22 protein-coding genes and 2 tRNA genes are annotated in these 26963 nt (G+C 53.3%); 10 read left to right on the top strand and 14 right to left on the bottom strand.

Going from position 1 to position 26963, the window contains the following annotated elements:
• Positions 1–42 precede the first annotated feature (42 nt).
• Entirely contained in the window at positions 43–2148 is a 2106-nt protein-coding gene (locus JMI88_RS10430; RefSeq protein ID WP_201361766.1) for a GAF domain-containing protein, read from the bottom strand.
• Positions 2149–2775: 627 nt separating this feature from the next.
• Between JMI88_RS10430 and JMI88_RS10425 the strand changes: the two genes are divergently transcribed.
• Both JMI88_RS10425 and codA read left to right on the top strand, forming a co-directional pair.
• Positions 2776–4161, top strand: a complete 1386-nt coding sequence (locus JMI88_RS10425) for a cytosine permease (protein WP_201361765.1) — start codon at positions 2776–2778, stop codon at positions 4159–4161.
• Between the two features lie 187 nt (positions 4162–4348).
• Positions 4349–5650 (top strand): cytosine deaminase, encoded by a 1302-nt coding sequence (gene codA, locus JMI88_RS10420; protein ID WP_201361764.1) that lies wholly within the window; start codon positions 4349–4351, stop codon positions 5648–5650.
• Between the two features lie 63 nt (positions 5651–5713).
• Here the strand turns inward: codA and JMI88_RS10415 are convergent, their stop codons facing one another.
• Positions 5714–6397: a DUF1345 domain-containing protein gene (locus JMI88_RS10415; RefSeq protein WP_201361763.1), complete on the bottom strand. Its 684-nt coding sequence runs from the start codon at positions 6395–6397 to the stop codon at positions 5714–5716.
• A 272-nt stretch (positions 6398–6669) separates the two neighbouring features.
• Here JMI88_RS10415 and JMI88_RS10410 point away from each other — a divergent pair, with 272 nt between their 5' ends.
• Both JMI88_RS10410 and JMI88_RS10405 read left to right on the top strand, forming a co-directional pair.
• Positions 6670–9108 carry an ATP-binding protein gene (locus tag JMI88_RS10410; protein WP_201361762.1) on the top strand — a complete coding sequence of 813 codons (2439 nt, stop codon included), beginning with the start codon at positions 6670–6672 and terminating at the stop codon, positions 9106–9108.
• A 42-nt stretch (positions 9109–9150) separates the two neighbouring features.
• Positions 9151–10548, top strand: coding sequence for a sigma-54-dependent transcriptional regulator (locus tag JMI88_RS10405; protein ID WP_201361761.1), 1398 nt, complete (start codon positions 9151–9153; stop codon positions 10546–10548).
• Between the two features lie 15 nt (positions 10549–10563).
• Here the strand turns inward: JMI88_RS10405 and JMI88_RS10400 are convergent, their stop codons facing one another.
• Positions 10564–11565 carry a GAF domain-containing protein gene (locus JMI88_RS10400; RefSeq protein WP_201361760.1) on the bottom strand — a complete coding sequence of 334 codons (1002 nt, stop codon included), beginning with the start codon at positions 11563–11565 and terminating at the stop codon, positions 10564–10566.
• Between the two features lie 221 nt (positions 11566–11786).
• On the opposite strand from JMI88_RS10400, the gene JMI88_RS10395 reads away from it, so the two are divergent.
• The 5 genes from JMI88_RS10395 (at position 11787) to JMI88_RS10375 (ending at position 13596) form a co-directional block, all read left to right on the top strand.
• Positions 11787–12170: a response regulator transcription factor gene (locus JMI88_RS10395; RefSeq protein WP_201361759.1), complete on the top strand. Its 384-nt coding sequence runs from the start codon at positions 11787–11789 to the stop codon at positions 12168–12170.
• Between the two features lie 111 nt (positions 12171–12281).
• The gene (locus JMI88_RS10390; protein WP_201361758.1) at positions 12282–12731 is read left to right on the top strand and encodes a hypothetical protein; all 450 of its coding nucleotides are present in this window, start codon (positions 12282–12284) and stop codon (positions 12729–12731) included.
• 94 nt (positions 12732–12825) lie between these two features.
• Positions 12826–12898 (top strand) — tRNA-Pro (locus JMI88_RS10385).
• Positions 12899–12902: 4 nt separating this feature from the next.
• Positions 12903–12975 (top strand) — tRNA-Gly (locus JMI88_RS10380).
• A 330-nt stretch (positions 12976–13305) separates the two neighbouring features.
• Entirely contained in the window at positions 13306–13596 is a 291-nt protein-coding gene (locus JMI88_RS10375; protein ID WP_201361757.1) for a hypothetical protein, read from the top strand.
• Between the two features lie 355 nt (positions 13597–13951).
• On the opposite strand, the gene JMI88_RS10370 is transcribed toward JMI88_RS10375, so the two are convergent.
• The 11 genes from JMI88_RS10370 to JMI88_RS10320 form a co-directional block, all read right to left on the bottom strand.
• Positions 13952–15850 (bottom strand): hypothetical protein, encoded by a 1899-nt coding sequence (locus JMI88_RS10370; RefSeq protein ID WP_201360255.1) that lies wholly within the window; start codon positions 15848–15850, stop codon positions 13952–13954.
• A gap of 756 nt (positions 15851–16606) precedes the next feature.
• Positions 16607–16975, bottom strand: coding sequence for a hypothetical protein (locus tag JMI88_RS10365; RefSeq protein WP_201361756.1), 369 nt, complete (start codon positions 16973–16975; stop codon positions 16607–16609).
• Between the two features lie 13 nt (positions 16976–16988).
• Positions 16989–17312: a hypothetical protein gene (locus JMI88_RS10360; protein ID WP_201361755.1), complete on the bottom strand. Its 324-nt coding sequence runs from the start codon at positions 17310–17312 to the stop codon at positions 16989–16991.
• Positions 17313–17633: 321 nt separating this feature from the next.
• Entirely contained in the window at positions 17634–18032 is a 399-nt protein-coding gene (locus JMI88_RS10355; protein ID WP_201361754.1) for a PEP-utilizing enzyme, read from the bottom strand.
• Between the two features lie 71 nt (positions 18033–18103).
• Positions 18104–19891 (bottom strand): PEP/pyruvate-binding domain-containing protein, encoded by a 1788-nt coding sequence (locus JMI88_RS10350; RefSeq protein ID WP_201361753.1) that lies wholly within the window; start codon positions 19889–19891, stop codon positions 18104–18106.
• 270 nt (positions 19892–20161) lie between these two features.
• The gene (locus JMI88_RS10345) at positions 20162–21556 is read right to left on the bottom strand and encodes an MFS transporter (RefSeq protein ID WP_201361752.1); all 1395 of its coding nucleotides are present in this window, start codon (positions 21554–21556) and stop codon (positions 20162–20164) included.
• On the bottom strand, positions 21459–22805 hold the full coding sequence (locus JMI88_RS10340; RefSeq protein WP_201361975.1) for an NAD(P)-binding domain-containing protein: 1347 nt from the start codon (positions 22803–22805) through the stop codon (positions 21459–21461). The genes JMI88_RS10345 and JMI88_RS10340 overlap by 98 nt, the downstream gene beginning before the upstream one ends.
• A complete protein-coding gene (locus JMI88_RS10335) occupies positions 22781–24352 on the bottom strand; it encodes an ISL3 family transposase (RefSeq protein WP_444542380.1) in 1572 nt (523 codons plus the stop codon). The genes JMI88_RS10340 and JMI88_RS10335 overlap by 25 nt, the downstream gene beginning before the upstream one ends.
• Positions 24353–24456: 104 nt before the next feature.
• Positions 24457–24663: a hypothetical protein gene (locus JMI88_RS10330; protein ID WP_201361750.1), complete on the bottom strand. Its 207-nt coding sequence runs from the start codon at positions 24661–24663 to the stop codon at positions 24457–24459.
• A gap of 85 nt (positions 24664–24748) precedes the next feature.
• Positions 24749–25258, bottom strand: coding sequence for an arsinothricin resistance N-acetyltransferase ArsN1 family A (locus tag JMI88_RS10325; protein WP_201361749.1), 510 nt, complete (start codon positions 25256–25258; stop codon positions 24749–24751).
• The gene (locus JMI88_RS10320) at positions 25243–25731 is read right to left on the bottom strand and encodes a MarR family winged helix-turn-helix transcriptional regulator (RefSeq protein ID WP_201361748.1); all 489 of its coding nucleotides are present in this window, start codon (positions 25729–25731) and stop codon (positions 25243–25245) included. Before JMI88_RS10320 ends, JMI88_RS10325 begins: the two co-directional genes overlap by 16 nt.
• Before the next feature lie 332 nt (positions 25732–26063).
• Between JMI88_RS10320 and JMI88_RS10315 the strand changes: the two genes are divergently transcribed.
• Positions 26064–26954 (top strand): HNH endonuclease, encoded by an 891-nt coding sequence (locus JMI88_RS10315; protein WP_201361747.1) that lies wholly within the window; start codon positions 26064–26066, stop codon positions 26952–26954.
• The last annotated feature ends 9 nt before the right edge of the window (positions 26955–26963 follow it).

The following is a 26963-nucleotide window of genomic DNA, read 5'->3' as shown; positions in this document are numbered from 1 at the left end:
ACATAGCTAATGATAGATTGCTCCCCTGCTGTCCTACAAAAACTATTCGCCGCTGCTGCGTAGCTTATATACTTTGATGGCCACCTGTAAAGTGAGCCAGTTGCTACGCTCCTGTAGATCGATATCACACAGCGATTGCAGGCGTTCCAGACGCTGTATGAGCGTATTACGGTGTACAAAGAGCTTCTCAGAGGTCTTGGTCAGGTTCCCCGCGCACTCCAGGTACGTCTCAAGCGTATCAAGCAGATCGGTATTTTTACGCCGGTCATAATTGTCAATATGGGCGATCTGATCCTGGTAGACATCGCGCAGGTCATCCATGTGAGCAATTTTATAGAGGTAGCGATAGACTCCCAGATCGTTAAAATGTGTCACGATCGGAGCCCGTTTGCCCTCATTGACGCGTGGCTCATGGAGATTCTGCCCCATTTGCAGCGCTTCATTGGCCTCGGCAAAGCCACGCCTGTAATCACTGATATACTGACAGGTATTGCCAATTCCAATGGAGAGGAAGATGTCATACTCATTGCGCATCTGATTCGCCAGATCTTTGAGCCAGGTTTTCAGACGTGTCCCACTGGGATCTTTCGTCAGTGGCAGAATACAGGTGATCAAGTTTTCGTGCTCATAGAAGATCGAACCCGAGTAGCTATCCTGAATGCGACGCCTGACGATGCCTCCCATGCGTTTATAGGCAGCCTGTAGAGACACGCCCTGGCTATAGCTCGGACTATTATCGGTATTGTTGACCGCGAGTTGCCCTGTGCGTGTGCGCTCTGGCCTGGCTTGCTTCTGTGCAACCGTCGTTTCATCCCAGCGTGCATCCACATGAGTGATTTCCACCATCACCGCCGCATGTGGCCGTGTCAGATCGCAGCCCAGAAAATGGGCTCGCTGACGTAACGAATCTTCAGTATCGTTTGTACCCTGCATCAAATCATCAAAGAAGCCTTTAACCAGGTTCTTTTGTGCCAGCTGATTGACCAGATAGCTATTCTTAATCGCGATAGCCGCCTGATTGGCAACCGTGGTCAGCAAGGTTTGATCATCGGTTGAATAGCGGCGCGTTTTATTAGAATAGCAGTTAATCAGGCCCAGCTGTTCGGTACCGGCAATTAACGGCGCGGAAATCAGGGTGCGATACTGATTATCTTTGAGTGGATTGAGACGCTCGAGTGTATGTTCGTTCTCATGTTCCATGTCTGGAGCAGCAAAACCAGCATCTTTAGCGAGATTAGATTCGTTAAGCTCGCGCAGGCGCTCCAGTGTAGTGCGATCGATATCGATGGCATGAAACTGTGCGCGATCATTGAGATTGGGAGAGGTGGCTCGAACCGTCAGACGCCTGGATTGGCGCGAGCTTTCGAGATCGCGCTCACGGGCCTGATCCATCAGCATGATCACACAGAGGTCCACCTCCATGAGCTGCACCGTCAGCGTAGCGAGAGAGCGGAGCATATCATCGAGGTAGAGACCAGAGCTGATAGTCTGGCTGAGCACAGACAGCGTGGTCAGCGTGCTTAATTTGCGCTGCGTATTTTCATAGAGTTGCGCATTTTCGATTGCACTGGCAACCAGAGATGCGGTATTGCTGATAAATAAACGATGCTGTTCTGTGAAATCATGGGGAGCGATCGCCTGTACCGTTATCACACCAATCAAATGGCGTGTCTTTGTAATGATTGGCACAGTCATAATCGACTGAAATTTTTCTTCCTCCAACTCAGGGAAGTAACAAAAGCGTGGATCTTCAAGCGCCTCGTCAGTGAGGAAAACGGGTTTGCGATGCAGCGCGACCCAACCGGCGATACCTTCTCCCACCCCCATGGTGATTTTTCCTACCAGATGGCGATACTGTTCGTTTGTACTTGCCAGCACAAGCCGTTCTTTGTCTTTGTCATAAAGATAGATGAAGGCAATCTGGCAGGAAGTAGCGCGGACCACTGTGTCCACAAGGTGACGTAACACTTCATCAAGCCTCAGCGTTGAGCCTACGGTGGAAATGACCTCATGTAGTAAAGAGTTCTCCTGTGTCCGCATCTCGATCTCGTTGCGTAGTTCGATATTGTCTGTCCGTAGCTGTTCGAGCGTCTGCTCCGAGTCGGTGGGGGAGGGCAGCTGATGATTTGTACTTGCCTTGAAAGACATGCAACCTCCTGATTTGACAAATGATAGCACAGGTGTGCGTCTGTCACCACCGCTGCAATCGTTGAAACCGTGGCTGTTGTATATGCGCCCTTGCCTTTGTATGGCCCGTATGTACCCTGATGTGTTGATGGGCGATCAATTGGTGTTTTTAGGAGTATTACACCATTGATCGCCCTTTATAGGTTAGGTTCATATGGATACTCCGTCCATAACTATATATGAGCCATTGTACCCATTTTCTTTCGCTACGTCTAGAGTTTAACCTTCTCTTAAACATTTTCATTAGAAAATCAAACAAAAAATGATCCGGCGGAGCTAGATCAATGTGTGCTTTACTGTCAAATCTTGTGTTTTTTTTACTGGTTGTGTATTTGGTCGGGTTTTTCTGGTGTGAAACGTGTTTACTGAGACAATTGTACAATATATCCATCAATAGCCATCCTCATTATGTATAGTTATTCATATCATAAGAATTTGCGTCTTATTATTTAGTTGACAATCTATAATCTGATCCTGTTATAATTAGTATATAGTCCCGAATATTTTTGTACATCGCCGTACAGTCTCTGTATGGCTTTTTTGGCATTCAGCAGCGTTTGTCTTTTTTTTACAAAGGAGTTTTCATCCTTGGCTACAGATACGATTGAAACCCCGATTGATGAGAAGGGGATCGAGACACACGGTATTGAGCGTGTATCTCCTAAGGCCAGGACACACGTACGCATCTTCGATAATTTTACGATGTGGTTATCTGCAAACCTGGTGCTCTCAACCATTGCACTGGGCGCTCTGGCTATTCCTCTCTTCAAACTGGGTTTCTGGCAAAGCGTGGCAATCATCGTTATATTTAACATCTTAGGTGTGCTTCCTGTTGCGTTTTTCTCTACACTGGGACCCAAGCTGGGCCTGCGCCAGATGACGATTACCCGTTTCTCTTTTGGCTGGTGGGGAACCGTCATTATGGCTTTCTTCAACATCGCTGCCTGTATTGGCTGGTCTGCGGTCAATGTGATCGTGGGCGGTCAGTTGGTGAACGCTCTGAGCAACGGGGTGGTTCCGCCATGGGTTGGTATCCTGATTATCGCCATCCTGACCACCTTTGTGAGTATCTATGGATATAAATATGTTCATCGTTACGAGCGCTACGCCTGGATTCCCATGGCCATTATTTTTGCCTTAATGATTGTGCTGTCGGGCCCTCATTTTGTGGCGGTGCCCGCGCCAGCTTTTAGTCTGGGCACGCTGGCCGGTTTGATCTCTTTCGGTGGCGCCATTTATGGCTTCGCAACTGGCTGGAGCTCATACGCAGCCGATTATAATGTCAACCAGCCGGAAGAGACTGCCGCCAGCCGTGTGTTCTGGTTGACCTTCCTGGGTGTTACCATTCCTTGTATCCTATTGGAGACCTTTGGACTTGGTTTAACCACAGTCGCCGCCTACAATGCTTCCAGTACCGGTGGCGCTCTGGCCCTGGTCCTAAAACCCCTGGGTGGCCTGGGAACATTTATTCTGGTCTTACTTGCGTTAAGTGTCGTGGCCAATAACATTCCTAATGACTACAGCCTTGGTCTGACCATTCAGGTATTGGGGCGTTCATTCCAACGCGTCAATCGTGCGGTCTGGACGCTGATTGGTGCGGTGATCTATGTTCTAATTGCGATCCCTCTGGCCGCAAATTTCAGCGAAACGTTGAGTAATTTCTTGCTGCTGATCGCTTACTGGCTAGGACCCTGGGCGATTATCTTGATCCTGGAGCATTTTGTTTTCCGTAAAGGAACATATAATCTCGATGACTGGAATACTCGCAGCAAGTTGCCAGTTGGTTGGGCCGCGATTGTCGCGATGTTTCTGGGCCTGGTCGGCGTCTGGCTAGGTGCGTCGCAGTATCTGTTTACTGGCATTGTCTCACATGCGCTGAATGGTATGGACGTTGGCTTTGAGCTAGGAGTGATTTTTGCCGCGGTAGCTTTTCTTATCCTGCGCCCGATTGAGCTCAAACAGACTGGTCGCTAGTTATTAATAACTTGATGTAAAAGTATGCTATTAATAGCGTGACGTTTATTTCTGTCTGCAATTTGCCTATTCGTGCCTTTTACAGATACCATAAGGGGTATCTCTCACTTGAGAGGGATGCCCTTTTGTTATGCCTGGATTGGTTTGATCCGGTGAGAAGAGCTATGAAACTTAGAAAGGAATGGCTATGCCATATGATGTATTGATTCGCCATGCGCGCTTGCAGCGTCGCAGCGAACTGGTAGATATTGCTATACAGGATGGGATGTTTGCACGTATTGCGCCTGACCTGGCGTCTGCTACGGCGCGTCAAGAGATTGATGCCGAGGGACGTTTGCTGTCGCCGCCTTTTATTGATGCCCACGTCCATCTGGATGCTGTTTTGACGGTAGGACAGCCGCGCTACAACGCTTCGGGAACATTGCTCGAGGGTATTCAGATCTGGAGTGAGCGCAAACCAGATTTGACGCACGAGGATGTGAAGCGGAGGGCGTTGGAAGAGATTCAATGGGAAGTGGCCCAGGGCACGCTGCACATTCGTAGCCATGTAGATGTTTGTGATCCAAATTTAACGGCCCTGCGCGCTTTGCTGGAGGTGCGTGAAGAGGTACGCGATATTTGTAATCTGCAACTGGTGGCTTTTCCCCAGGATGGTATCCTTTCTTTTCCCAATGGACGTGCTTTGATGCGTCAGGCCATGGAGCTGGGTTGTGATGTGGTGGGTGGCATTCCACACTATGAATGGACGCGCGATATGGGATTGGAAGATGTGCACTACGTTTTTGATCTGGCTAAAGAGTTCAATCGCGATATCGACTGCCATTGCGATGAAACCGATGATCCACTGTCACGTTTCACTGAGGTTATGGCGGCTGACACCATTGAGCAAAACTGGCAAGGGCGTGTGACTGCCAGCCACTGTACCGCGATGCACTCGTATGACAATGCGTATGCCTTTAAACTGATTGGCCTGCTGGCCCGCGCGCAGATGAATGTAGTGGCCAATCCTTTTGACAACGTAGTGTTACAGGGTCGTTTCGACACGTATCCCAAACGGCGCGGTATTACGCGTGTCAAAGAGTTGCTGGCCGGCGGCGTCAATGTGGCGCTTGGTCATGACTCTATCATGGACCCCTGGTTTCCCATGGGACGAGGCGATATGCTGGCGGCAGCGCAACTGGCCCTCTTTCTCTGCCACATGAGTGGCTACGACGAGATTGATGCCGTGTTGGATTTGATTACTACCAACGCTGCGCGAGCCCTACGTATTCAGGATCGCTATGGTATTGAAGAAGGCAAGCCAGCAGATTTTCTGTTGCTGGATGCTCCAACGGCGTTTGAGGCCCTACGCCTGCTGCCGTCGCGCCTATATGTTTTCAAACATGGTCGTCAGGTCGCCTCGACTACCCCGGCGCGCAGTCTGCTCCGGCGTGGAGAAGCTACGCAGCAGGACGAGCAGGTCATCACCTTTCGTCCCCAATCTGAGTAAGCCGTCTATCCAGGCAAAGGATTTATCCTGCTACCAATTGGTAGCACGTCGTCGTTGTTCGGGCTAAATAATATTGATGGCACGCCCGATCAATATTGTCAAAATGGTCATCGCGATCAGCGCCTCGACCATCATTAACGCCTTGGCACGACGACTTAAAGGATAGGTGTCGGCCGGACTCAGAGCGATTGCTGCCGTGAAACCCAAAAAGAGATAATCAACGAAGTGAGGGATCCAGTTATGCGTGTTGCCATCGGCCTGCTGCGGAAATAAAAAGTCAGCGGCCTGATGTCCGGCGGTGGCACGCTTATGTGGGCCATCGCCATCTATTTCCCAATACCAGAGTCCAAACACCAGGACATTGGAGATCCACAACAACGCACCGGTACGCAGCAGGCTAATAGCTTCCCTCCCCTCATGCCGTTCCGGCAAGGTCGTAATCAAGAGGATTACGCCAATGATTAAGGCGGTGGTAGTTATTCCCAACAGACAAAAAGCCAGCACTCGATTCGTGCGCGCTGAAAGTGGATGTCGTATTAGAGAAGCAGTGGTGCCTGGCAGAATAATTACGAGCTCAAGCACCAGCGGCAACCAGCTTGGACCCAGGGTAATATGCTCCGGCAAAATAGCATAGAGTATACCAAATACCAGTGTTGCGACGGTAGAAACCCAGAGCGGGGCCACTTTGGCTGGCTGTGCTTCCCGTGGTTGTGGCGCTGCTGGTGGTAGTTTCCTTATCTGTGCCATATTTTGTAATTGATCCCCTTTGTCCATAAAATCAGGACCATATTTGTGTGTATTCTAAATCATTGTAGCTATACTGGCAACGTGTATGCGTTGTGAGGTCAGGGGGCAGCGATAGCTAATGTGCTAAATATGACAATATCTTCATAAATGTTAAGTGTTGATGCAAAAAAACAGCTATTCTGGTATAGTAGGACGTGATCCTCACTTAAATATGCCTCTACTGATGAAGGATGGAATAACATATTGGATGAAGAAGCGAGGCGGGCGTGACGATGGATGTGGAGCAATATTCCGACCAATTGGATATACCAACTATTATAAAAACACTGCTTACTAACTTTAGCGCAGTCACCGATTATCGTACATTGCGCGATAGCCTGCCACGGCGGTTAGTGGCACTGCTACAGTGCCGGTGTGTACTCCTCTATCTACTGGTTGGTGAGACATTACAGCTTGCTTCTGGTTCATTTGATGATCTTCCGGGGTGGTCGGCAGCGCTGTTAGCGGTGGCCCATGTTAATCCAATTGATGTGCAGAGCGATGAGCCCGAGGCCCGTGCGTGGCGTGAGCGCCGGGTCATCTTGCGTCCGGTGTTGTCTCCTACGCTGCTGGCCGTACCCCTGCTCTATCGCCAGCGTGCGATCGGCGTGATGGTGTTGCTACGTGGGCCTGATGAAGATGAGATAGACTATCCGGCTGGCTGGTCTGGAGATTTAGATGATTCTATTGAGGCCGTAGCTGGCGTCGTGGCGCTCCTTTTAGAGAACGCCAGGCTGTTGGAACGAGATCGAGAACGTATCCATGAACTGTCTCTGTTGAACAGCATTAGTAGTCAAATGAATGGCTCTTTATTTGAGGCTGAGCGTTTGCGCAGTGCTGTGCTGCAACGTACGCGAGAGATTGCAGGGGTAGAGCTATGCGAACTGCTAGAACCCGATACAGATGTCACTGGTACGAACTGGTTGACGCCCAGGCTGCGCAGCCTGCTCTTTCAACGTTTCCGGGAACAGCGTTCGCTCATGCCCCTGGTGATTGAGCGCCCAGGGGATGGAAAACACGCTTATGTGCATGATTACTTTGAAGAACTGCCAGAGCGCGTCAAGACCTTTTTTGCTATTCCGCTGTTGCGGAATCAACCTCTAGAGCGCTCTGCGGGTGAGCGCCTGGAGAAAAAATACAGAGATAGTACCGAGACGGCTCTCCCAGCGCCTATCTTTGGCTGTATTGTGGGTGGCTATTATCGCCCCTGGAAGATGCGCCAATCAGAAATCGCTCTGCTCCAGGTGGTGGCCAGCCAGGCTAGTGCTGCTCTGGAGAACAGATACCTGGTGGACGAGGTTGTAGTAGCGCGTAACGAGGCGCGTCGCCTGTTGCGTCAGGTACTGGAAGACCAGCGCTTGCATGAGTTAATCCTGGAAAGCGTGCCCAGCGGACTGATCGCCACTGATCAAACTGGTTGTATTCATACTTTCAATCGAGCCGCTGCCATCATTCTGGGTTATCATCCCTACGAAGTGCTGGGCCAGCCCCTGCAAAAAATTCTCGATCTGCGTGCCAACCATGGTTCTCACGCGGCCGCTGCCGTGAATCGTGCCCTGCCTGATCGGCAACAAGAAGCTTTTCTGGTTGGTATGCATATTGGTGAAGTCCAGAGCGAGACTGTTGTGACCATGGATCGTTATGAGCGTGAGCTCGTATTGGAAGTGGATATGCGGCCCCTGTATGACGATAGTGGTACACAGATGGGGCTGTTGACCACGTTTACCGATGTCACCACCATGCACAAGTTGGAGGAAGAGCGACGACGGCTGGATCGTCTGGCATCGCTGGGAGAGATGGCGGCCAGCGTGGCCCATGAAGTGCGCAACCCATTGGCCTCTATTAAAACCTCGATCCAGATGCTCCACAATGATCTATTGATCGAGGAGGAGGGCGATGCTCCTACCCCTATCCGGGCAGTTGAGCAACAGGCCTGGATTCAGGAATCTACCAGCGTTGTGCTTAAAGAGGTTGAGCGCCTGGACAGTATTGTGCGTGATTTATTGCTCTTTGCCAGGCCACGCCAGCTACATCGCATCCGCTGTGATATTGTTGATCTTTGTGAGCAAGTGTTGGCGCTGCTGCAAAATCAATGTGCCGAAGCCAACGTTGAGATCCACCGCATTTTTGATGAGCTTCCTCCTATCTGGGTCGATACTGCTCAGATGGAGCAGGCAATTTTAAATCTCTCATTGAATGCCATTCAGGCCATGCCCGACGGTGGCGTATTGACTCTGGAGTGCCATTGCATCTCGACTGAGCGGGCGATTTATGATACCGCTGGCTCAGATTGTCCACCTACCCAGCGTCCCTCGGGTACGCCAGGCATCGCTGGCAATGCCTATGCCTGGCTCATTGATAAGCATGTCAGCCAGAAAGAATTTCGTGTTGACCAATGGCTAGAGATATTGATCATGGATACTGGTGTTGGTATCGCACCTGAGCAGTTGAAGTACATCTTTCAACCTTTCTATACCACGAAAGCCCATGGTATCGGATTGGGACTGGCAATTACACGCAGGTTGATCGAAGACCATGGGGGGTATCTACGGATCGAGAGTCAGTATGGCTATGGAGCCACGATAGCGATTCGCATGCCCTATGTTACAGGCGACGTAATTGCCGAACATCCTCACGCTTCACCTTTTGATGTCAGCGAAAAAGATGTTTAATCCTTTCATTTATCCAGATACGACAGAGGTAGAGGTATATCTATGAGCTTAGCAATTCTCATTATCGATGATGAACCTTATTTGCCACATCAGTTCGCACGTTTTTTAAAGCGCCATAGCTATGATGTTTTTACCGAGTCTGACGGCGAAGCTGGACTGGCGGCATTGCAGCGGCAAACCATCGATCTGGTATTGCTAGATTTGCGCCTACCCAGGCTGAGCGGTCTGGAGGTGCTATCCCAGATCCGCAAGTTCGACGTAGATATTCCTGTGGTAATTCTAACAGCCCATGGGGATGTGCAGACCGCGGTTGCGGCTATGAAGTTAGGCGCCTCGGACTATTTGCTCAAGGGATTTGATCTGGATGAATTATTGTTAGTGGTGCAGCGGGCATTTGAAACCAGCGCGATGTCGCGTGAGTTGCGGCAGTTGCGCAAAGAACGTAGTGATAATTATCATTTCAACTATGTGGTTGGGCATAGTGAACGCATGCGAGAAGTGTTTGATCTGGTCGCCCGGGTAGCCCGTAGCGATGCCTCTGTTTTGATCATGGGCGAGAGCGGCACTGGTAAGGAGGTGGTAGCCCATGCCATTCATGAGCAGAGCGCTCGCAGTACTGGCCCTTTTCATGCGCTCAATTGTGCCGCCATTGCCAGCCACTTATTGGAAAGCGAGCTGTTTGGCTATGAGCCCTATGCCTTTACTGATGCCAAGAAGCAGAAGCGCGGCCTGCTCGAACTGGCTGAAGGTGGCACCCTGTTTCTGGATGAAGTTGGTGAGATGCCATTGGATATGCAGGCGAAATTGTTACGCGTACTGGAGACGCGTTCTTTCTTTCGTCTGGGTGGCAATAAAGAGGTCACGCTTAACGTGCGCGTGCTGGCAGCCACCAATCGAGATCTTGAGCAGGCGAAAGCCGATGGTTCGTTCCGTTCTGATCTCTACTTTCGTTTTGCGGTTTTGACCATCACTTTACCGCCTTTGCGCGAGCGTCCCGGTGACATCTTATTGTTTGCCACACGCTTTATCGCTGATTTCAATAAGACGATGGGGCGCAATGTGCATCGTATCTCGCCCGAAGCCCAACGTCTCCTGCTTGCTTATCGCTGGCCGGGTAATATAAGAGAACTAAAAAATGTAATTGAACGGGCGATGATTTTAAGTAGCAGTGAAGAATTATTGCCAGTGCATCTGCCCCAGGAAATTGTGGGCCAGACTGATCCTTACAGTATGAGGTTGAATGATCCCTGGGAACAATGGTTAAATACACGGCCAGTCGGCGCTATCTCGTTAGACGATATCATTGCCCGTTTTGAAAAGCACATGATACGCTGGGCACTGGAAACGGCAAAACACAGCCGCGCACAGGCGGCCGAGCTACTTGGCATGACCAAGGTAGATCAGTTACGTTACTTGATGAAGAAACACAATATTGACTAACCTGGAAAGGTACGATTACTGGTGTTTATATACATCTGTCTGCGTTGTGTTGTAGGCCAGTAACTCGGCCTCCAGTTCTTTCCAGGCACTCAGCTCAATTTCTGCGTTGCTAAAATGCTGTTGCTGCTGCATAGCCTGCTGAAACTTATTCGTTACTCGCTGTCGAAAATGAGCCAGGATCGGCCTTTGTACCTCTGGTTTAGGCATGACGCGTAGCTCGATCATATGAGATGGATAAAAATCTTCTTTTTCAAATGCCAGCGAAATCAGATCGCTAAATGTCGATAGGAGGTTGAGGCGTTGCTGTGAAAAATAGCCAGCCTGGGTACTGGATGCCAGCAAACAACCGGCGATCTGGCCCTCAAAACGGATAGGATGGACTGCAGCGCTGACCTCAAAGGAGTCCTGGATGGCTGGGAAGGTTTTACTCAGGCGCAAATCATCATCGCTGACGATATGACGCACCTCGACTGCATAACCCGAGAGCGATTCCAGGCCCAGGAAGAGCACATCATGTTCCAGGTCGGCTGTCCAGGGTGGCGTACCTTTGCCAGCGCGCTCACGCAGACTGCGAATCTTATCGCCAAGACTGGGCGGCATGCACTGTACGAGTTTGACCGCCATACCCAGTTTATTGGGATCTAGCTGAGCTAGTGCTTGCTTTAGAACCAGCTCGCTGATACGCCAGAAACGCAAACTTTCAGTTGTTGTGGTACGTATATTTAATACTTGCGCAAAAAATTCCGATGGAATATGCTCAGAGCTATCTTCCGTCAACCAGGACTGGATATCGGGGTAGTGCTGCTCAAGCGCCTCCAGCAATTCGGGCCTCTGGTTTGCATTTACAACTTGAAGTAAATGGATTAAATGCTGCTTTTGAGGTTTGGATTCTCCACTGGCCCAGCGTGACAGCGTCATGCTTGTCACACCCAGTGCGGATGATAAACGCTGGCGTTCGCCAGATGATTTAATGATCCCCTGCAGGACGCTTGACCATGAAGGAGGAGGGGTGACCATGTCTTTCCACCTCTTTTGCTACTGCTACTAAATAGATCGATATTGGATCCTGGAGCATATGATAACAGAGGAAGTGCCGTCCGTCAACTTTTCATCTTTTAATGCATGAAAAAAATGTACTTCAGTAACGTATTTGTGAGTACGAGTTGTACTTCTCACGGGAAATCTGTATCATAATAATAAGAGCGATGGTAGAAAGGTGAGGGAGTCAGGTAGAGCATATGTCGAAGCGAATAGTTGTGGTAGATGATGACAGGGAGATTCGAGAGATTATCACATTTGTACTGGCTCGTCATGGATACCAGGTAGAGGCCGTGGCCAGTGGACGGCAACTGCAGCGTTTGTTGGTCTCTCAATTACCTGATTTGATAATTTTAGATGTCATGATGCCAGGAGAGGATGGTTATCATATCTGTAGGAGTTTACGAACTGACCCCGCGACACGTGACATACCAGTAATGATGATTACTGCACACGATGAGGATATTTACCAGCGCATCAGTATCGATCTGGGGGCGGTTCAACACATGACCAAGCCATTTCATCCACTTGAGTTAGCAGAGAAAGTGCAGACTATTTTAGGGCTAAAATCCTATAGTCGTTAAGTTCATCCTCTCACTTCTAAAAATGATAGCATAAATACTTGTCTCTACGCCGAAAAGTTGGTATCATTACAAGCAAGAGCGTCCTGACAAGTTCAAGGAAGCAGAGCGGCTATGCCAAATAGATATGAACGTGAGATCGAAGAAATCCTACGTAATCTGGAACAGACAAACCCCAAAGCTGGTAGAACCCAGAAATTTGGAGAAAGGTTTCGGCGCCGGCCAGGTCCGAACCTGCGGCCACAACAACCACGGTCTGTTTCCTGGAATCTTTCGACCACGGAACGTTTATTAGTAGGATCAATTATCTGTGCACTGCTCGCTGGAGCATACGCATTTCTGGCCGGACAAAACATCATCACCTTAATTTTAGCCCTGGCAGCGTTTATCGGTGTGGTGCTGGTGGCTTTATCAAACTTTATACAGCCACGGCGGCGCCCCCAACCCATGCGTTATGGTAACGTCACGATAACCCCGCTGAGGCGTGGGCCCTGGTATACCATAAAGACGCAATTGAATCTCTTGCTGCTGAAATTGCGGTACCGGCGTAAAGATGAGCAGTAAAGAGAGCTGAAAAAACAATTTTTTCACTATTTCGAAATTGCAAAAAAAAGTGCTTGACAAAGCTCTAGAGGAGTGTTATAGTACACAGTGTCGACGGGGTGTGGCGCAGTTGGTAGCGCGCCTGGTTTGGGACCAGGAGGTCCGCAGTTCGAGTCTGCGCACCCCGACTTTGCGGGAGTAACTCAGCTGGTAGAGTCCCTGCCTTCCAAGCAGGTTGTCGCGAGTTCGAGTCTCGTCTCCCGCTCTTTTTTGTGTCTATCGTCCCCTTGCAGGCCGATGAGAGGCTGCTTCGAACGAAGCGTCCGGTAATCAGGTCAGCAAGGGGACGATGGTGTTTTTTGAGAAAACTTGCCCTGCATTGCCTCACAAAAATCTTCCTCTGCTAATCCCTTTAAGGAAACCTGCTTCTCCCGACCGAGCTCCAGCATGCCAAGCCATCGCCAGAGGGCCTGGTCTCTTCTTCCCTTTACGTGAGTGTCAGTTCTCCTTCTCTTGATGGCACGAGCACGCGCTTATCCGACCCGCATCGGGCGGTAGCAGAGCAGTCGGCACATCCCGTCAGGAAGGTAAGAGGGTGCATCCCTGCTACCCCGACTCCTCGCAGAGCGAACCAGGCCAGGTCGTCCGGCGCTCTGCCACCGTCTCAGCCAGATCTGGACATCATCCTTCCGCCCCCAAGAAAGGCCAGCGCCTGACGATGGAACGGGCGGTCCAGGAGTATCTCCAGGCTCATCACAAGGTCGGGCATCGCCCGAAAACCCTCGAATGGCATCACATGGTGCTCTCTCATTTGCAACAGTATTTGCTGACCGAGTGTCACCTCCTGCTCGTCCATCAGATCACCGAACGGGCCTGCTGCGGATAAGGGGGAAAGGAGGCAAAGAACGGCAGATGTCCCTTGGGGCAACCTGTCTGAGCCATCTGCGCTCGTATCTGAGGCAGATGGACCCGGCGACCAGGAGTGGACTGGCTAGGAGGCAAGCTGGTGGAGATCCCCTGTTTGGTTCCAAGGGCCCACGAGTTGCGCAATGAGCCTGTAGAAGAGTTTATCACTCGTAGATGAGATAAAAGCCGAGAGGAGATGACGCTTCCTGGCAGAAAAATGACCGAAAAGAAGTGTGAAAGCGGGGAAACCAGGAAAAAAGGCCACAGGAATTCCACACGGAATGCTTGGCCGTTCCGCCGAGAACGCACAGCATCGTGGTGACAGAGATCGAACGTTACATGCTCTCAAGACCGAGAAACGCAGCAAAGGCCTCGGGAATGCCGAAGAGCGTGATCCTCACCAGTGCCGCAGTTGGGGTCCGTTCATTGCGAGCCCGCCGTTCGTGAAAGGTCAGCCGCATATGCGCCCGTTGGGCGCGAGAAAGCACACCCGACGATGCGTCGCAGGGAGGCACAAGCGCAGGATGAACCGCCACATCCAGGCGTTGATAACGGACCAACTGGATGCAGGCTCGACGCGAGCGCCTGCGACTCCAATCCCGCCACAGCAGCGGCTCTTCGCCGATCGCCCGGGGATGCAACAGGAGACTCACCTGGCGCGGCTTCGCGGTGGCATGTCCCTCCCACTGACACTGCTCTCGCAACGGGCAGGGACGACAATTGCGAATACTGGCTCCATAGACCAGGCGCAGACTCCCATTGGCCTCCGGGCGCCGTTCTTGCAGCACCAGTGACGCTCCCGCAGGACAACGTAAGGTCCCATCGGGCTGGCGCGCAAAGTCCTTGCCTGAGAAACGACCCGCTTTCCAGGACGAGGCGGCGGTGGCGGGAGCATAGCCGGAAGCAGAACCAGGCGCCTGCTCCTGGTGGGCTGGCGCAAACTCCGTGGTGCGGACCGGCTCGGCAAGCAACTGCTGACCCAGTTCCAGACGCAGATTCCAGATCCATTGACTGATGATTTGCCAGGCTTCTTGCCCCCAGGGGGCATGGCTACACCAACGATCAGGGTCCTGCTCGAGATCTTCATCCCACAGGGCTGGCTCAAAGGAACCACGATGCAGATAGAGCGCCATGACATCTGCCGCCGTGAAAGCTGTCGGTGCCAGATTGGTGAAGAAGAGCTCGTAGACCACGCCATCACGGGTGATGCCAATCCGACTTTTCGTGGTGCCTGCCGGGTGGGTGGCCACAATGATCCGGTAGCGCTTCCCGCCGCCGTCCAGGGGCAGATTTGGGCAATCGTAGAGCGTGCGCACCATCCCGCTTTCTGGCAGCGTGAACGGCTGATCGGGGGGCAGGCAAAGGCGTGCCTGGATCTCGGCTTGATCCAGGAGGTGATAGTCTTTGCCACGTGTGACGTAGCGCATCTCTCCCAGATCAGTGAGGACCGCTCTGGTGCCATATTGACCGTCAAGGCGCACGAGCAGGCGTGAAGGAGGCAGATGGATCGCCTGAGCATAGGTCTCGATGGCCGTCAGCGCCCGACGCAACTCGAGACGGTACTGGCCATTGCCCGGGTTGCCAAAGCTGGCCAACCAGTGATGGGTATGGGCTTGCAGGATGGTCGTTCGGCTGCGGACCACTTCCCCCCGCTTGCGTCCCGTGTAGCCTGGTGCACAGAGCTGCTGGAGTCGTCGGACTGGGGCGGGCCGATCCGCCGTCTGCGGCAAGGCTCGTTGGCGAGCCGCCTCTCGGGTGCCATCCACATCAAAGACCAGCAGATGGTCCCCTTGCCGGTCCCACAACCCACCTGGCAGTTCTTCGCTGGTCAGAGGGCGAGCCAGCAGATCAGCGAGGAACTGGGTGCGCAAAGCTTCAACGGGAGCCTGGTCGAGGGAGGCGAGAAAGCGACTCAGGGTCGAACGAGCAGGCAGGCGATCGCGCCCGAAGAGCGCCATGAAGGGGCTGGCCCAGGGAGTCATCTGTTCGTAAAAGGCTTCGAGGGTGCGCTCACCGCTGATGGCGTAGCCAAAGAGCACGGCGACAAAATCAATCACGTCGTAGTGGCCGAAACGCCGACGCGCAAAGCGCACCTGCTCTTCAATGGCGGCAAGCACGCCGTGACGCTGCATGTGATGCACGATCACGGTGAGTTCGCCGAACCAACAGGGCTGCGCTGGAGCCGATTGAGCACAGGACTGGATGTTGATCGAAGAATACGCGATACTGGTCATGAGTCCTCCTTACGGAAAGGCGAGTTGTTTTTTCCATTTCCTTTCGTAGGGAGGCACATTTTTCGGGGTGAGCGCTACTTGGGCTTAGCTCGTTGCGCAACTCGTGGGAAGGGGAAGCAGCCGCTGACCAAGAACGGCGTAACTATGGTGTTTGCTCGGTTCCGCAAGCGAGCAGGGATCAGTGACACCACGATCACGCCCCAGGTCCTCCGCCACAGTTTTGCCCTGCGTTATCTCCAAACAGGAGGAAATCCACAGGGTTTCACAGGAATTGTTGGGCTATGAGGGGATGACCCCAGTCAGGCAGTATCTGCGCTGGTATGACCAGCTGCTCCACGAGTAGACACAGCAAGAAACCGAAGTGATTTGATCGAGCGTTGCTGAAAGAGCAATGCTGTTGGGAATCAAGCCAGAAGGAGAGGGAACCGGAGGAAAGATGCTCAAGGCAAAAAATGCTTGGCGTGTAAAATCTTACACCTGTGGGAAAGAGGAACATCTTCTCTCTTTTCTGGCGTGTCTTACGATGCTGGACTCTTTTCTGCCTAGCAGGTCAATTCAGCGCTGGCGATCCTGGACTGACGGAGAACCTTTCAATCCCTGTGGAATCAGCGTAGAGATGTGGCAGATGACGAGTCGTTAACGTCCTAATGCCGGCATCCTTTCTCTTCTGACCGAACAGGGAGCCTTATGGTTTTTCCTCAAAGCTTTTCGCTGACAACACACTTCAGTTTAGCCAATGCTTTCTGACATCTACTGTCAGGAAGATTGTTCTTCATGCGGAAGCATCGTCTTTGGCTGCCAGACGTTTCGGCCTTGTTCATCAGCCTCAATGGCTGCCAGCCAATGAGGAAGGCTCGCATTGGAGTGTGATTGAGTGTTGATGTAGACATAGAGTTCCTGGGATTGCTTGTGATAGTGATGAATATACTCATCCACCTCGAAGGGATCGAGTTCTCCAGTGTGGCGCTTCTCCAATGCCTCAAAGAGGTGCTGTTGGAGGTTAGCCAGTTTTTTCGCATAATAGCGTCCGATTTGTTCTCGAGCGATGGCCCGTTCCGCTTTTGTTAATTCTCTCTGCTTGAGGACTTCTAAAAGCCGCTGCGTTGGTGTCAGATCGTAGGTCACCTTCGCTCTCCTTTCAATTCATATCCAGGCCCAGTCCTCGTACGAGCAACATCAATGCGATGAGCCACCACCAATCTACGCCAGCAATCCCCTGTTGCATGCCTACCGTGATGAAGAGAGGAAGTAACGTGAAGAGGGTAATCACAGCAAATGCGACTCTCATGGGAAGGAGTACACCGGCAAGTGCACTGACTCCGATGAAGAGCCAGAGAAAGGACGGGCCATACCACAGGCTGAAAATACACACTAGCGTGGCAAGCGCGACAAAGAGGAGGAGTGAGGGCCAGGAACGTGTTCGTAGCTGCGCTCCCAGGCTGACAGGATGTGGCCACATCATCCAGGTATAGCCCGCTCGCAAAAAAGAGTAGTGCGCAGAGTCCCAACACAAGACGCCACGGCGCGAGCGGTTCGCGCACCAATGTGATCAGGGGGAAGAAGAGACAGATGAGCCAGGCATGCTGATAGAGCCGCCAGAGATGAAAGGTAACTCCACAGGCTGCAACCATATCCTCCGAAAGTGTAGGGCCTCCTGCCTTCAATACGTGTTCTCTTGCTCGCTGGCGTTGGCTGATCTGCATGATGCCCTCCTGTCTGCTGCTCTCGCCGGAATGGTGTTCATGTGCTCATTGTATCACCGCTGCGGGCGAACGGAATGTGCTTACTCCTCAGGCTCAATCAGGACTACCCCAGTGGTGCCATCAAGCGTCACACGGCTCCCGGTCGTGATGCGCCTGGTTGCATCAGCCACGCCGACGGCGGCGGGAATTCCATACTCGCGCGCGACGATCGCTCCATGTGCCATCACGCCTCCCACTTCCATCACCAGCCCCGCTGCAGTGAGGAACAGGGGGGTCCAACCGGGATCCGTCGAGGGAGCCACCAGGATTTCACCCGGGGCGAGCGGCGCGGTGTGGGGATCAAAGATCACACGTGCCCGTGCTGTGACGCGCCCTGCGGACGCAGGGACCCCTCGTAGCGTTCCTCCCTGGGGAGGAGGTTGGCTGCTCTCTTGTTGTACTAGAGGCTCCGTGCCATCTGAAAGCAGGACCAGGAGCACAACACGACGCCCAAGTTCCCGTGTGAAGGTTGCTTGCCGTTCGCGTATTTGTGTCTGAATGCTCGTTCCTGTCAGTGCTGTGTGGATTTCGGGCCAGGTGAGAAAAAAAGGTCTTCAGCCGCCTGGAGCTTTCCCTTCTGAGCCAATACCTCTCCGACCGTCCGGAGGAGTGCTCGCGCTTGCGCCAGGCGCAGCCCAATGACAGAGCGCGTCGTCTCACGGAAACCAGCGAGCGCATGAGCGCGTTGCAGGAACACACGGACCAGCCAGCCATGCAACCAGTGCTGTTGTCTGGCACGCTGTGCAAGCGTGGCGATCATGACCTGTGCCGCCTCATGAGCGCGTTGCCGTTGCTGTTCTGGTGGAGGTCCGCCCTCCGCTCTGGTCAGATACTTGACGAGAAGCGTCAGCACATAGGTGGGATCTTCCGACCAACGTGCTACTCCCAGGTCGAGTTCACAGACGCTCTGGTGGCCGTATTCCTGGAGGAAGGATGCTAATCCTTGTTGGAGGAGCGCGGGAAGTTGCCCGTGCAGATAGTGTTGTGCGAGGTGCGTGACTGACGTCTGTTGTAGGAGATCCCTGCTCGCGGTATCGGCCTGCATCTCCTGGGAAAGCCTCCACAGCGCCAGATTCATCTCGGTCGTGGGATTCGTCGGTGAGCCACCCAGAACACGCTGGCACTCACTTGCGGAGGCCAGCTTCCCAGGTAGCCGTTGCGCCAGCGCAAAGCTCAGCATACCGGCCAGCATGACAGGAGAGACGCGAAACGCCAGGGGAAGGCAGGACCGCAGGAGGCGCTCCGCTTCGGCAAGGTGGACAGCGGCATCAGTGGATGCATCGATCTGGTGCGTCGTGCGAAGCTGTTCCACGAAGCGCCGTACCCGCCGACTGGCAGCCTGTGGTGCAAGGAACGCTTGCAGGAGATACCAGGGCATGGCGGTGCGCACAAGCAGCAGGATAAGCGCTTGCCCAACGGTGTATCGGGATGTGGGGCGGAGCGAGAGCCGGGGATCGGTAATCAGCTGTTCGAAACTGCCCGCCGCGTGGACCTCCGCCTCGCGCATCGCCTCCAGCAGAAAGCGACGTCCAAACGTACTGCGCAACGCAGCGGTGACATCAAAGAATGGACGGGACGCGGCGGCTGTCACGAAACGCGGACCGGCGAGCGGATCGCGCGGCGGGGAGCCAATGAGTGTCAGAAAACTGGCCGAAAGGTAGCGGAGCGCGGACATACCCAGAGGGGTAAAGGGACGATAAGTGCCTTGTTGAACGCCAAAGGCCAGATTCCGAGGTGCAATGTCCAGGCTGCTGCGGTACTGGATGGCGCGGTCTGTCCACAGCGAGGCAAAACAGTGCTGGACCGCTGAGAGGATGGCCTCACTGCCAATGACATTTAGCACGGTTTCTTGTTGCCCGACAAAGGAGGCGTCTGGCAAATCTTCCGTGGTTGCCGAGGATCGAACCGAGACCGCGATTGGTGAACCCGCAGCGAGCATCTGATATGCGGAGGTAATAGCCTCGCTGACCGCTGTCGGCAGAGGGGTCTGACACAATGCGGTGCGGATGGTCTGTGCCAGTTCGATTTGACGTGCGTTCTCCGAGCGCGCAAGTGTTTCCAACTCTGCAAGATAGATGTCAAGCGCAGCTGTCGCGAACACCTGCTCATAGGCTGCGGTGGTGATGCAGAAGCCCGTTGGCACGCAGAAGCCGGCCTGGATCAGTGCACCTAAGTTGGCAGCCTTTCCTCCGGCAAGCGGGCGGGTTGTTTGGTCAAGACTCTGCAAGGGAATCACAAGAGCACGGTCAACGGGGAGGTTTTCGTGGTTTCCTGGAAGGTCCTGACGGTGCTGACTCATACGACGGTCTCCTTTCTTTCTGGGCTTCACGCCTTTGGTACCGCCGCCCATTGCAGCGCGAAGCTGTCGCGGGACACAATGGTGAAATGGGAACACGCTGTTGCTTGAAGCCTGTGTTCCTACGCAAGAGTGTACCCGTCTATGAACGGGATGAGAAGTGAGATTCCTCCAGATGTGACCATGACAAATATCATGGGTAGTGCGTGTGTATCACGCGACTTTTGCCGTTGTTTCTCTGAAGATGTTCTTCCTGGAAAAGTCGTGAAATCCTTACAGGGACTGCGTCGGAGATGATGGGGTGAACCAGATGCCCACGGTGGCAAGGAGGCAACCGGCCGCGCAGAGCCAAAAGGCTTGGTCATACTGCTGAAACAGATCATAGAGCCACCCTGCCATCAATGGGCCAGCCGCTGCACAGCAGGCAATGGGGATGCCTTGGAGGGCGGTAATACTGCCATAGGCACGGCGTCCAAACTTCTCGGCCATCACCGTTGCTCGTAAGGGTGAAACAGCTCCATAGGCTCCGCCATAGGCGATGATGTAGAGGATGAGCCAGCCAGACGAGGGCGCCGTGATCAACACGAGGAGACCAACCGCCTGAATGGCGTAACAGCAGGCTAACATTTTTTGTGCGGATATTTTCCCGCTCACCACGTTTAAGAGATAGCGTCCAGGCAGGCTGGCAACGCCGAGCATACCTGCGATGGTTGCCGCAAGCGCACTGGCGTAGTGTTTGTCGATCAGATAGGCGATTTGATGGGCAAAAACGATCATATTCCCGAGGGTACCAAGCGACAGCGCCATGGTTAGCATCCAGAACGAAGCATCCTTGAGTGTCAGCGCGACAGACGCACCCCGTATCCGTTCTTTGTGCTCACGGTACATGGATCTGTGTTTTTGCCCATCAGGAGACAGTCCTTGCTCTTCGGGTGAGCGGCGAAGCAGGAGCCCGTGGAGGGGAGCGGCAACGAGAAGGTGCAGGAGTCCACAGAGGATGACGGTGTATTGCCAGCCGATGGATGGGATCAAGAGCCCCGCGAGGGGAAGAAACAGTGGGGATGCGAGGCCGCCGATGAGGGTGAGCAGGGCCATCGCTTTCCCGCGTTTATGATCAAACCAATTCGTGATCACGGCGAAGGAGATGGGATAAAAGGTGAGCGCCATCACCAGACCAAAGCCACCGGACCAGAGCAGATAGAACTGCCATACCTGTTGCATCATGGATAGTCCGATGAAGGTGATCCCTGCTAACAGGGAGCCACAGGTCATCAGGAGCCGCGCCCCTTGTCGATCAATGAAAAAGCCAACTGGGATGCCCAGGATACCCGCTATGAAAGAACCGAGCGCATAGGCTCCCGAGATGCTAGTGCGGTTCCAGTGAAAGGTGTGGCTAATCGGCACGACCAGAACCCCAAAGAGATACTGGGTTGTGCCATAGGAGATGATGGTGGTCAGTCCGAGCGTGATCACCAGAACCCAGCCATAATACAGGGAGGGGAGCCGAGGTGGCCCGGCTCCTGCTCCTGGTGTGGTGTGGTCGTGGGGGCCTTGCTGGATCACCGGTTGCTCATTCGCCACAGCACGTTCCCTCAGTTTTTCGAGTTCCCCCAATCGTAATGAGCGCAGGGGCTGCTGGTGAACAGCAGGCTGTTGAGGTGGCCGCATGCACACTCTCTTTCGCGTCGGGGGCTGTCTGGCAGCACGATCCACCGAAATCAGTGGAGCAGACCCCTGTTTCGGGTAACTCGAGTTGGACTGTGCGCGCGCGCTCCCAATCGCCGGTGAGGGCACAGGTAATAGAACGGACCTGTTCATAGCCGGTGAGCATCAGGAAGGTGGGGGCGCGCCCATAGCTTTTCATGCCCACGATATAGACATTGGGTTCTGGATGTGAAAGCTCATCAATCCCATGTGGCGGAACAGTGCCACAACTGTGGACGTTGGGATCAATCAGAGGAGCCAGGGCGACTGGGCTCTCGGTGATCGGGTCAAGCCCCAGGCGCAATTCTTGCAGTAACGAGAGATCAGGACGGAAGCCTGTGGTGACGATGATTTCATCCACCGGGGTCAGCCGATCTTCACCAGCGACGACCATGCCAGCATCGGTCGCGTGGAGTGCCTCAATCTGCACACCAGTTACCAGGGCGACCCGGCCCTGCTGAACCAACTGTTGGATTCTCATCCCTAATTGGCCTCGCGCTGGCAGCCCATCTTGCTCTCCGCCGCCAAACAATTGGTGGATATGTGGACGCCGGATGGCCCATTGAATCGTGGTGGCTGACTCCTGTTCGGCCAGCGTCGCCAGATCCAGTAGCGCATTGAAGGCGGAATGGCCGCTGCCCACGACCAGCACCCGGCGTCCGGCAAAGCGGTTCCAATGCTGGCCCAGGATGTGTGGAATGCCATAGAAGAGGTGCTCCGCGAGGGCTTTTTCACCACGCGCATGGGTTCCGCTTGCTCCAAGCGGATTGGGCTGACCGTAGGTACCTGAAGCATCAATGATCGCTCGGGCCAGGATATCTTCTTCACGACCATCAGCTGTTTGAACCCGCACGAGCAGTGGCGCCTGCTCGCGGCCCGCCGTTTTCATTTTATCGTATCCCTGGCGCGTGACGGCCAGCACGCGGGTATTCCAGTGAATGCACGGCGCAAGCTGGCGGGTCTGCGCCAGGGGAGTAAGATAGGCATCCAGAAACTGCTGCCCGGTTGGATAGCCCTCCGGATCAGGCATAGTCCACGAGGTTTCTCGCAAGAGTGCCTGCGCTTCGATATCTACGAGATATTTCCAGGGAGAGAAGAGGCGCACATGCCCCCACTGCTGAATGGCCGCACCGGCACTGGTGCCGGCTTCAAAAATGGGCTCTGTAGCACTTTGCGTGATGGGTAAGGTTAAGCTGCATGCAGCACCCGCAATCGGAGGAGATCGAACTTTGCTCGACCGTACATTTGCCGCTTGAGATACTTTAAACGTGTTACCTGGCCCTCTACCTGTCCATTACTTTCTACCATTGATAATCCAGCTTGTACTGCCGCATAATCGCGCCTGATCCCCGAAGCGAAACTGATGAGTTCACGAGGGCCATACTCTTTCGTGCGTTGGAGCCACACATCCAGGTGCGTTCCTTGCCGCAGCCTCACCATTGAGACGAACTGCTGGCTCAATTCATACGCTTGTTTCATCTCCTCGCTGGCTTGGTACATCTGCTCAAGATAGGACCGGTGCGTTGGAGAGAGTGTCTCAGGTTGCTTGATAAAGAGAAAAGACGCTTGCCGGGACGAGAGGTGGCGTTGGGCAGGCGGTGATGATGTGCGTTTGGGGCCACGGGTACGGCGAACAGGGGTTGGTGAACTGGTCCGCCAGTCAGAAATCAGAGCTCGTAGAGTGGTAGGCGACGACGCACGATAGCCGCGGGTCTGGATTTCGCGGAAGAGCTGAGCGGCATTCTGACATCCGGCGTCCCATCTTTCCCGCAGGTATGGCAGATAGGGATCGAGCTTGCTTCGTCGTTTCTTTCGCGGCCCTGATTCGGGAAAGGAGCCAGCTTCCAAGTAGCGATGCACCGTGTTGCGGGAGAGGCCAGTCGTTCGGGCGATCGCTCGCTCTCCAAGACCCTGCTGATGGAGTTCCGCCACCGCTTGATAGCGTTCATACCGCTTGCCGCGCCTCATTTGGCGAAGAGCCTCGGCGCGCGTGAGTGATACACGCTCTCCTTCCTTTCCGTCCTTTTCTTTCTGTTGCACTTGAGGTTCCATCAATGGCTTCTCGTCTGTCATCGCAGGCAGTGCGGTGCTTTTGCCCTCTTGCAAAGGAGGCAAGCACTGACGTTTGCGATCCAGCAGCCGTTGCACAGTGTCACGCAGGTTCGCAACCAGATGATAGCGGTCAGCGATCTGGATGGCGTCCGGGGCACCTTTTTTTGCACCCTCCGCATAGGAACTGGCGCGATCGCGACTCACAACCTCAACGCCGGGATGCTCACGGAGCCATCTCTCAAAGGTTCCTGCTTCCCGATCCGGCAGCAAGTCGATTGGTCGGTGAGCTTGCAGATCGACCAGGATTGTGCCGTAGTGATCTCCTTTTCTCCAAGCAAAGTCGTCTGTGCCCAGCATCCGTGGGGCTCTGATGGGTGCCATAGGTGTACGGCGCAGCAGGCGAAGCAGAGTCCAGAAGCTGACTGGCAGGCTCAAGAAGCAAGCCAAGCGCGCTCCTGCTCTGCCCCCAAGTGCAAAGGCGATCTCGCCTAAGGTTTTGCTCTGGCGCAACGTCCGGCGCGCATAGGCAGGAGCTATCTCTGGAAACTGTTCTGCAAACGTCTTGCGAATACAGGTTGGATTCTCGCAGAAAAACCGACGCACCTTCAGACGCAGCTCAACGGCGCGCCCTTGACAGGGCAGATCAGCAAGCCGTCGGTTGTAGCGACTATGAACATGTGATGAAGCATGCGTACATGCGGGACACATCTGGCTTGATTGCGATGATGCCAGAAGGAGTATGAGGGTATCGCCTTCAATGAAGAGGTCTTCCACCTGCATGTCAGCAGGCAATGCAAACAACAATGGATTCGTCACGAAACTCTTTCTTCTCGGGGAATGATGCGACTGAGTAGTAGTTGCCTTATTCTATCACTTTTTCCTCTGCTTTGATCACACAAAGTGCTACAGAGCCCAAAAATGAGCGGCGTTTCGCCTTTGCGCAGCGCATGGGCCGCCGCTGCTAATCCAATAGGACCAGCACCGATAATCACGATCGGGTATGTGGTGTGAACTGTCATAGGTGATTCATCCTCTTTCATCAAGTGTTTTCATACAGAGAGACGGTGCCCGGGCAAAAAGGACGCATTCTGCTGTTTCGCTTACTCAGGCTTTCTCTGCCGATGGCTGAGGAGCATTGTTCAGCAAGCGTTCGACAATGACGACATCGCGCCAGATGCCATCGAGTTGACCATGGTGCTCATAGACCCCGACTTCACGGAAGCCAGCCGAGCGGACCAGGTGGCGACTGGCTGCGTTCTCCACAAAGATGCGCGACAGGACTTTCCAGAATCCTGCCTGTTCTGCCTCTCGCAAGAGCGCTTGCAAGGCCAGGCGCCCCGCGCCTTGTCCCCGCCAGTCACGCTCGACATAGATGGAGAACTCGGCGATCCCCTGGTAGCACTCCCGATCGCGGTAGGAGGAGGTCGAGGCAAAGGCAATGATCTCTTCGTCGTTGAGGACAACTACAACGGGATGGCGACCATCGAACCAGCGTGTGATATCTTCAGGTGTTCTCGGTCGTGTCTCAAAGGTGCCCACCCGATCTTCGATGCCTTGATTGTAGATGGTCGCTATGGCGGAGGCATCCGCTGGTGTGGCTAATCGCACGTCCATGTCGTTCCCCCTTCGCTCAGCCCCTCTTGTGTCGCCTCGCTGTGCAGCGTGGACAATGCGTGCTGCAGCAGTTCCAGCGATGAGCGCACCATTTCATGTTGTTCAGCTGGAATATGTTCAAATGTCTGCGCGGCGAGGCTATTGAGTGTGGTGTTGAGGTGTGTGAGGCGTGCCTCACCAGGTGTGGACAGGGAGATTTGAATGGTTCTGCGATCATGTGGACTGGCGATTTTTTCTACCAGACCATCTTGCGCCAGGTGCTCAACGGCGCGACTGGTCCAACTTTTGTCAAAGCCGACGCGGCGGCTGAGCTCTGCCAGCGTCATTGGGCCGCAGCGGCCCAATTCGGTGAGCACGGTACATTGTGTGGTCGTTGTTCCACCGCAATAGGCGACGCAATTGCGCTGCAACTGCACATGTAAACGTGCCACTTCACGCAACAATGCACCGGCAGAGAGCGATGATGATGCCATGGTGTGCCTACTTCTTTCTTTTTCTTCTATTTGTTGCTAGTAGCAACCATTGTCAGAGAGTATAGGGTGGTCGCATTTCGTTGTCAATAGCAACGTTGCCAGGGGCAACAAATTAGTATATAGAATGCAGTGAAAAAGAAGAATACATATCGTTCATACATGTTGCAAGTCAAGAATGGCTGATAAGCTAAACGCTCTTATATACCTGGCTATTTATTATTTCATCTCTTTTCTGCTATAATTCCCTGGTGTTATGAGTGGATTTGATGAATTTTGTGCATATGAATAATAAATGTAGACTAGTGATAAGGGAATATATGTAAAGGAGCCCTATGAGCACGTGCGTTATTTGCAGTACTGAATTTACCTTTTTTGAAAATCTGACCAATCGCACCATTAAGCGGTGCAAAAAATGTGATGCTCGCTTTAAACAGCTTCAACACGATACCTTCACGATGTTAGAACAGGCCTTTCTGCAAGGTGGTGTCGCGTTTGCAATGGAACAGCATATTTATAAAACCTTCAATGATATGAGGATGCCAGAAGATTTAGGCATGCCTGTCATTCAGCGATTGAAGTATCTGCGTATGCTGACGGATATTCGTGCTGGCAATGTTCCCCGTATTGCGACCGCCATGCACCTCGATTCAGATGAGTATGCTCATTTTGAAATGCATGTGACCTACTACAAGCCGAACAAAACGTTGAAAACGGTGCCTGGGCGTCTGATCGGCACGAATAAAAAATGTTATTTCATTTCTCATAGTGGCAGTGACAATGCGACGATTGACTGGAACAATGTCAGCCAGGTGTATGAACAGGTGCTCAGGGTCCCGACAAGCTCGTATAAGCAAAATGGGAAGACGTACCATACGTATGCAGATGAAAAAGTGTTGCATCTTGCGGTGACGAAGGGGTCGGGAGGGGGAGGATATCGTGTCCCTGATATGCTCTATACAAAAACCATGATCGATACCCTTGTTCGATTGTGGAAACGGCAACTGGTTATCTATCAGCAGCAGCGCACAGAGGGGACGATTCCTGAGCATATCAAGGCGGCGGTCTATCAGAGAGATGGAGGCCGTTGCGTCCAGTGTGGGTATGAAGGACCATACATAGAGTATGACCACAAATATCCTCGTTCAAAAGGTGGGCAAAATACAGTCGAGAATGTCCAACTTCTGTGTCGGATGTGCAATCTGAAGAAGGGAAACAGGGTGTAGGAGGCACAG

This window comes from Dictyobacter formicarum (assembly GCF_016587435.1).
Note: the sequence above shows the minus strand (reverse complement) of the source record. Positions and strands in the feature narration are given on the sequence as shown.

Coding starts and splice junctions, on each gene's coding strand:
- JMI88_RS10350 (WP_201361753.1), bottom strand. CDS start 19,891: ATGAGTCAGCACCGTCAGGACCTTCCAGGAAACCACGAAAACCTCCCC.
- JMI88_RS10345 (WP_201361752.1), bottom strand. CDS start 21,556: ATGCGGCCACCTCAACAGCCTGCTGTTCACCAGCAGCCCCTGCGCTCA.
- JMI88_RS10370 (WP_201360255.1), bottom strand. CDS start 15,850: ATGACCAGTATCGCGTATTCTTCGATCAACATCCAGTCCTGTGCTCAA.
- JMI88_RS10405 (WP_201361761.1), top strand. CDS start 9,151: ATGAGCTTAGCAATTCTCATTATCGATGATGAACCTTATTTGCCACAT.
- JMI88_RS10325 (WP_201361749.1), bottom strand. CDS start 25,258: ATGGACGTGCGATTAGCCACACCAGCGGATGCCTCCGCCATAGCGACC.
- JMI88_RS10400 (WP_201361760.1), bottom strand. CDS start 11,565: ATGGTCACCCCTCCTCCTTCATGGTCAAGCGTCCTGCAGGGGATCATT.
- JMI88_RS10320 (WP_201361748.1), bottom strand. CDS start 25,731: ATGGCATCATCATCGCTCTCTGCCGGTGCATTGTTGCGTGAAGTGGCA.
- JMI88_RS10335 (WP_444542380.1), bottom strand. CDS start 24,352: ATGTGTCCCGCATGTACGCATGCTTCATCACATGTTCATAGTCGCTAC.
- codA (WP_201361764.1), top strand. CDS start 4,349: ATGCCATATGATGTATTGATTCGCCATGCGCGCTTGCAGCGTCGCAGC.
- JMI88_RS10330 (WP_201361750.1), bottom strand. CDS start 24,663: ATGACAGTTCACACCACATACCCGATCGTGATTATCGGTGCTGGTCCT.
- JMI88_RS10315 (WP_201361747.1), top strand. CDS start 26,064: ATGAGCACGTGCGTTATTTGCAGTACTGAATTTACCTTTTTTGAAAAT.
- JMI88_RS10360 (WP_201361755.1), bottom strand. CDS start 17,312: ATGATGTGGCCACATCCTGTCAGCCTGGGAGCGCAGCTACGAACACGT.
- JMI88_RS10430 (WP_201361766.1), bottom strand. CDS start 2,148: ATGTCTTTCAAGGCAAGTACAAATCATCAGCTGCCCTCCCCCACCGAC.
- JMI88_RS10390 (WP_201361758.1), top strand. CDS start 12,282: ATGCCAAATAGATATGAACGTGAGATCGAAGAAATCCTACGTAATCTG.
- JMI88_RS10395 (WP_201361759.1), top strand. CDS start 11,787: ATGTCGAAGCGAATAGTTGTGGTAGATGATGACAGGGAGATTCGAGAG.
- JMI88_RS10410 (WP_201361762.1), top strand. CDS start 6,670: ATGGATGTGGAGCAATATTCCGACCAATTGGATATACCAACTATTATA.
- JMI88_RS10415 (WP_201361763.1), bottom strand. CDS start 6,397: ATGGCACAGATAAGGAAACTACCACCAGCAGCGCCACAACCACGGGAA.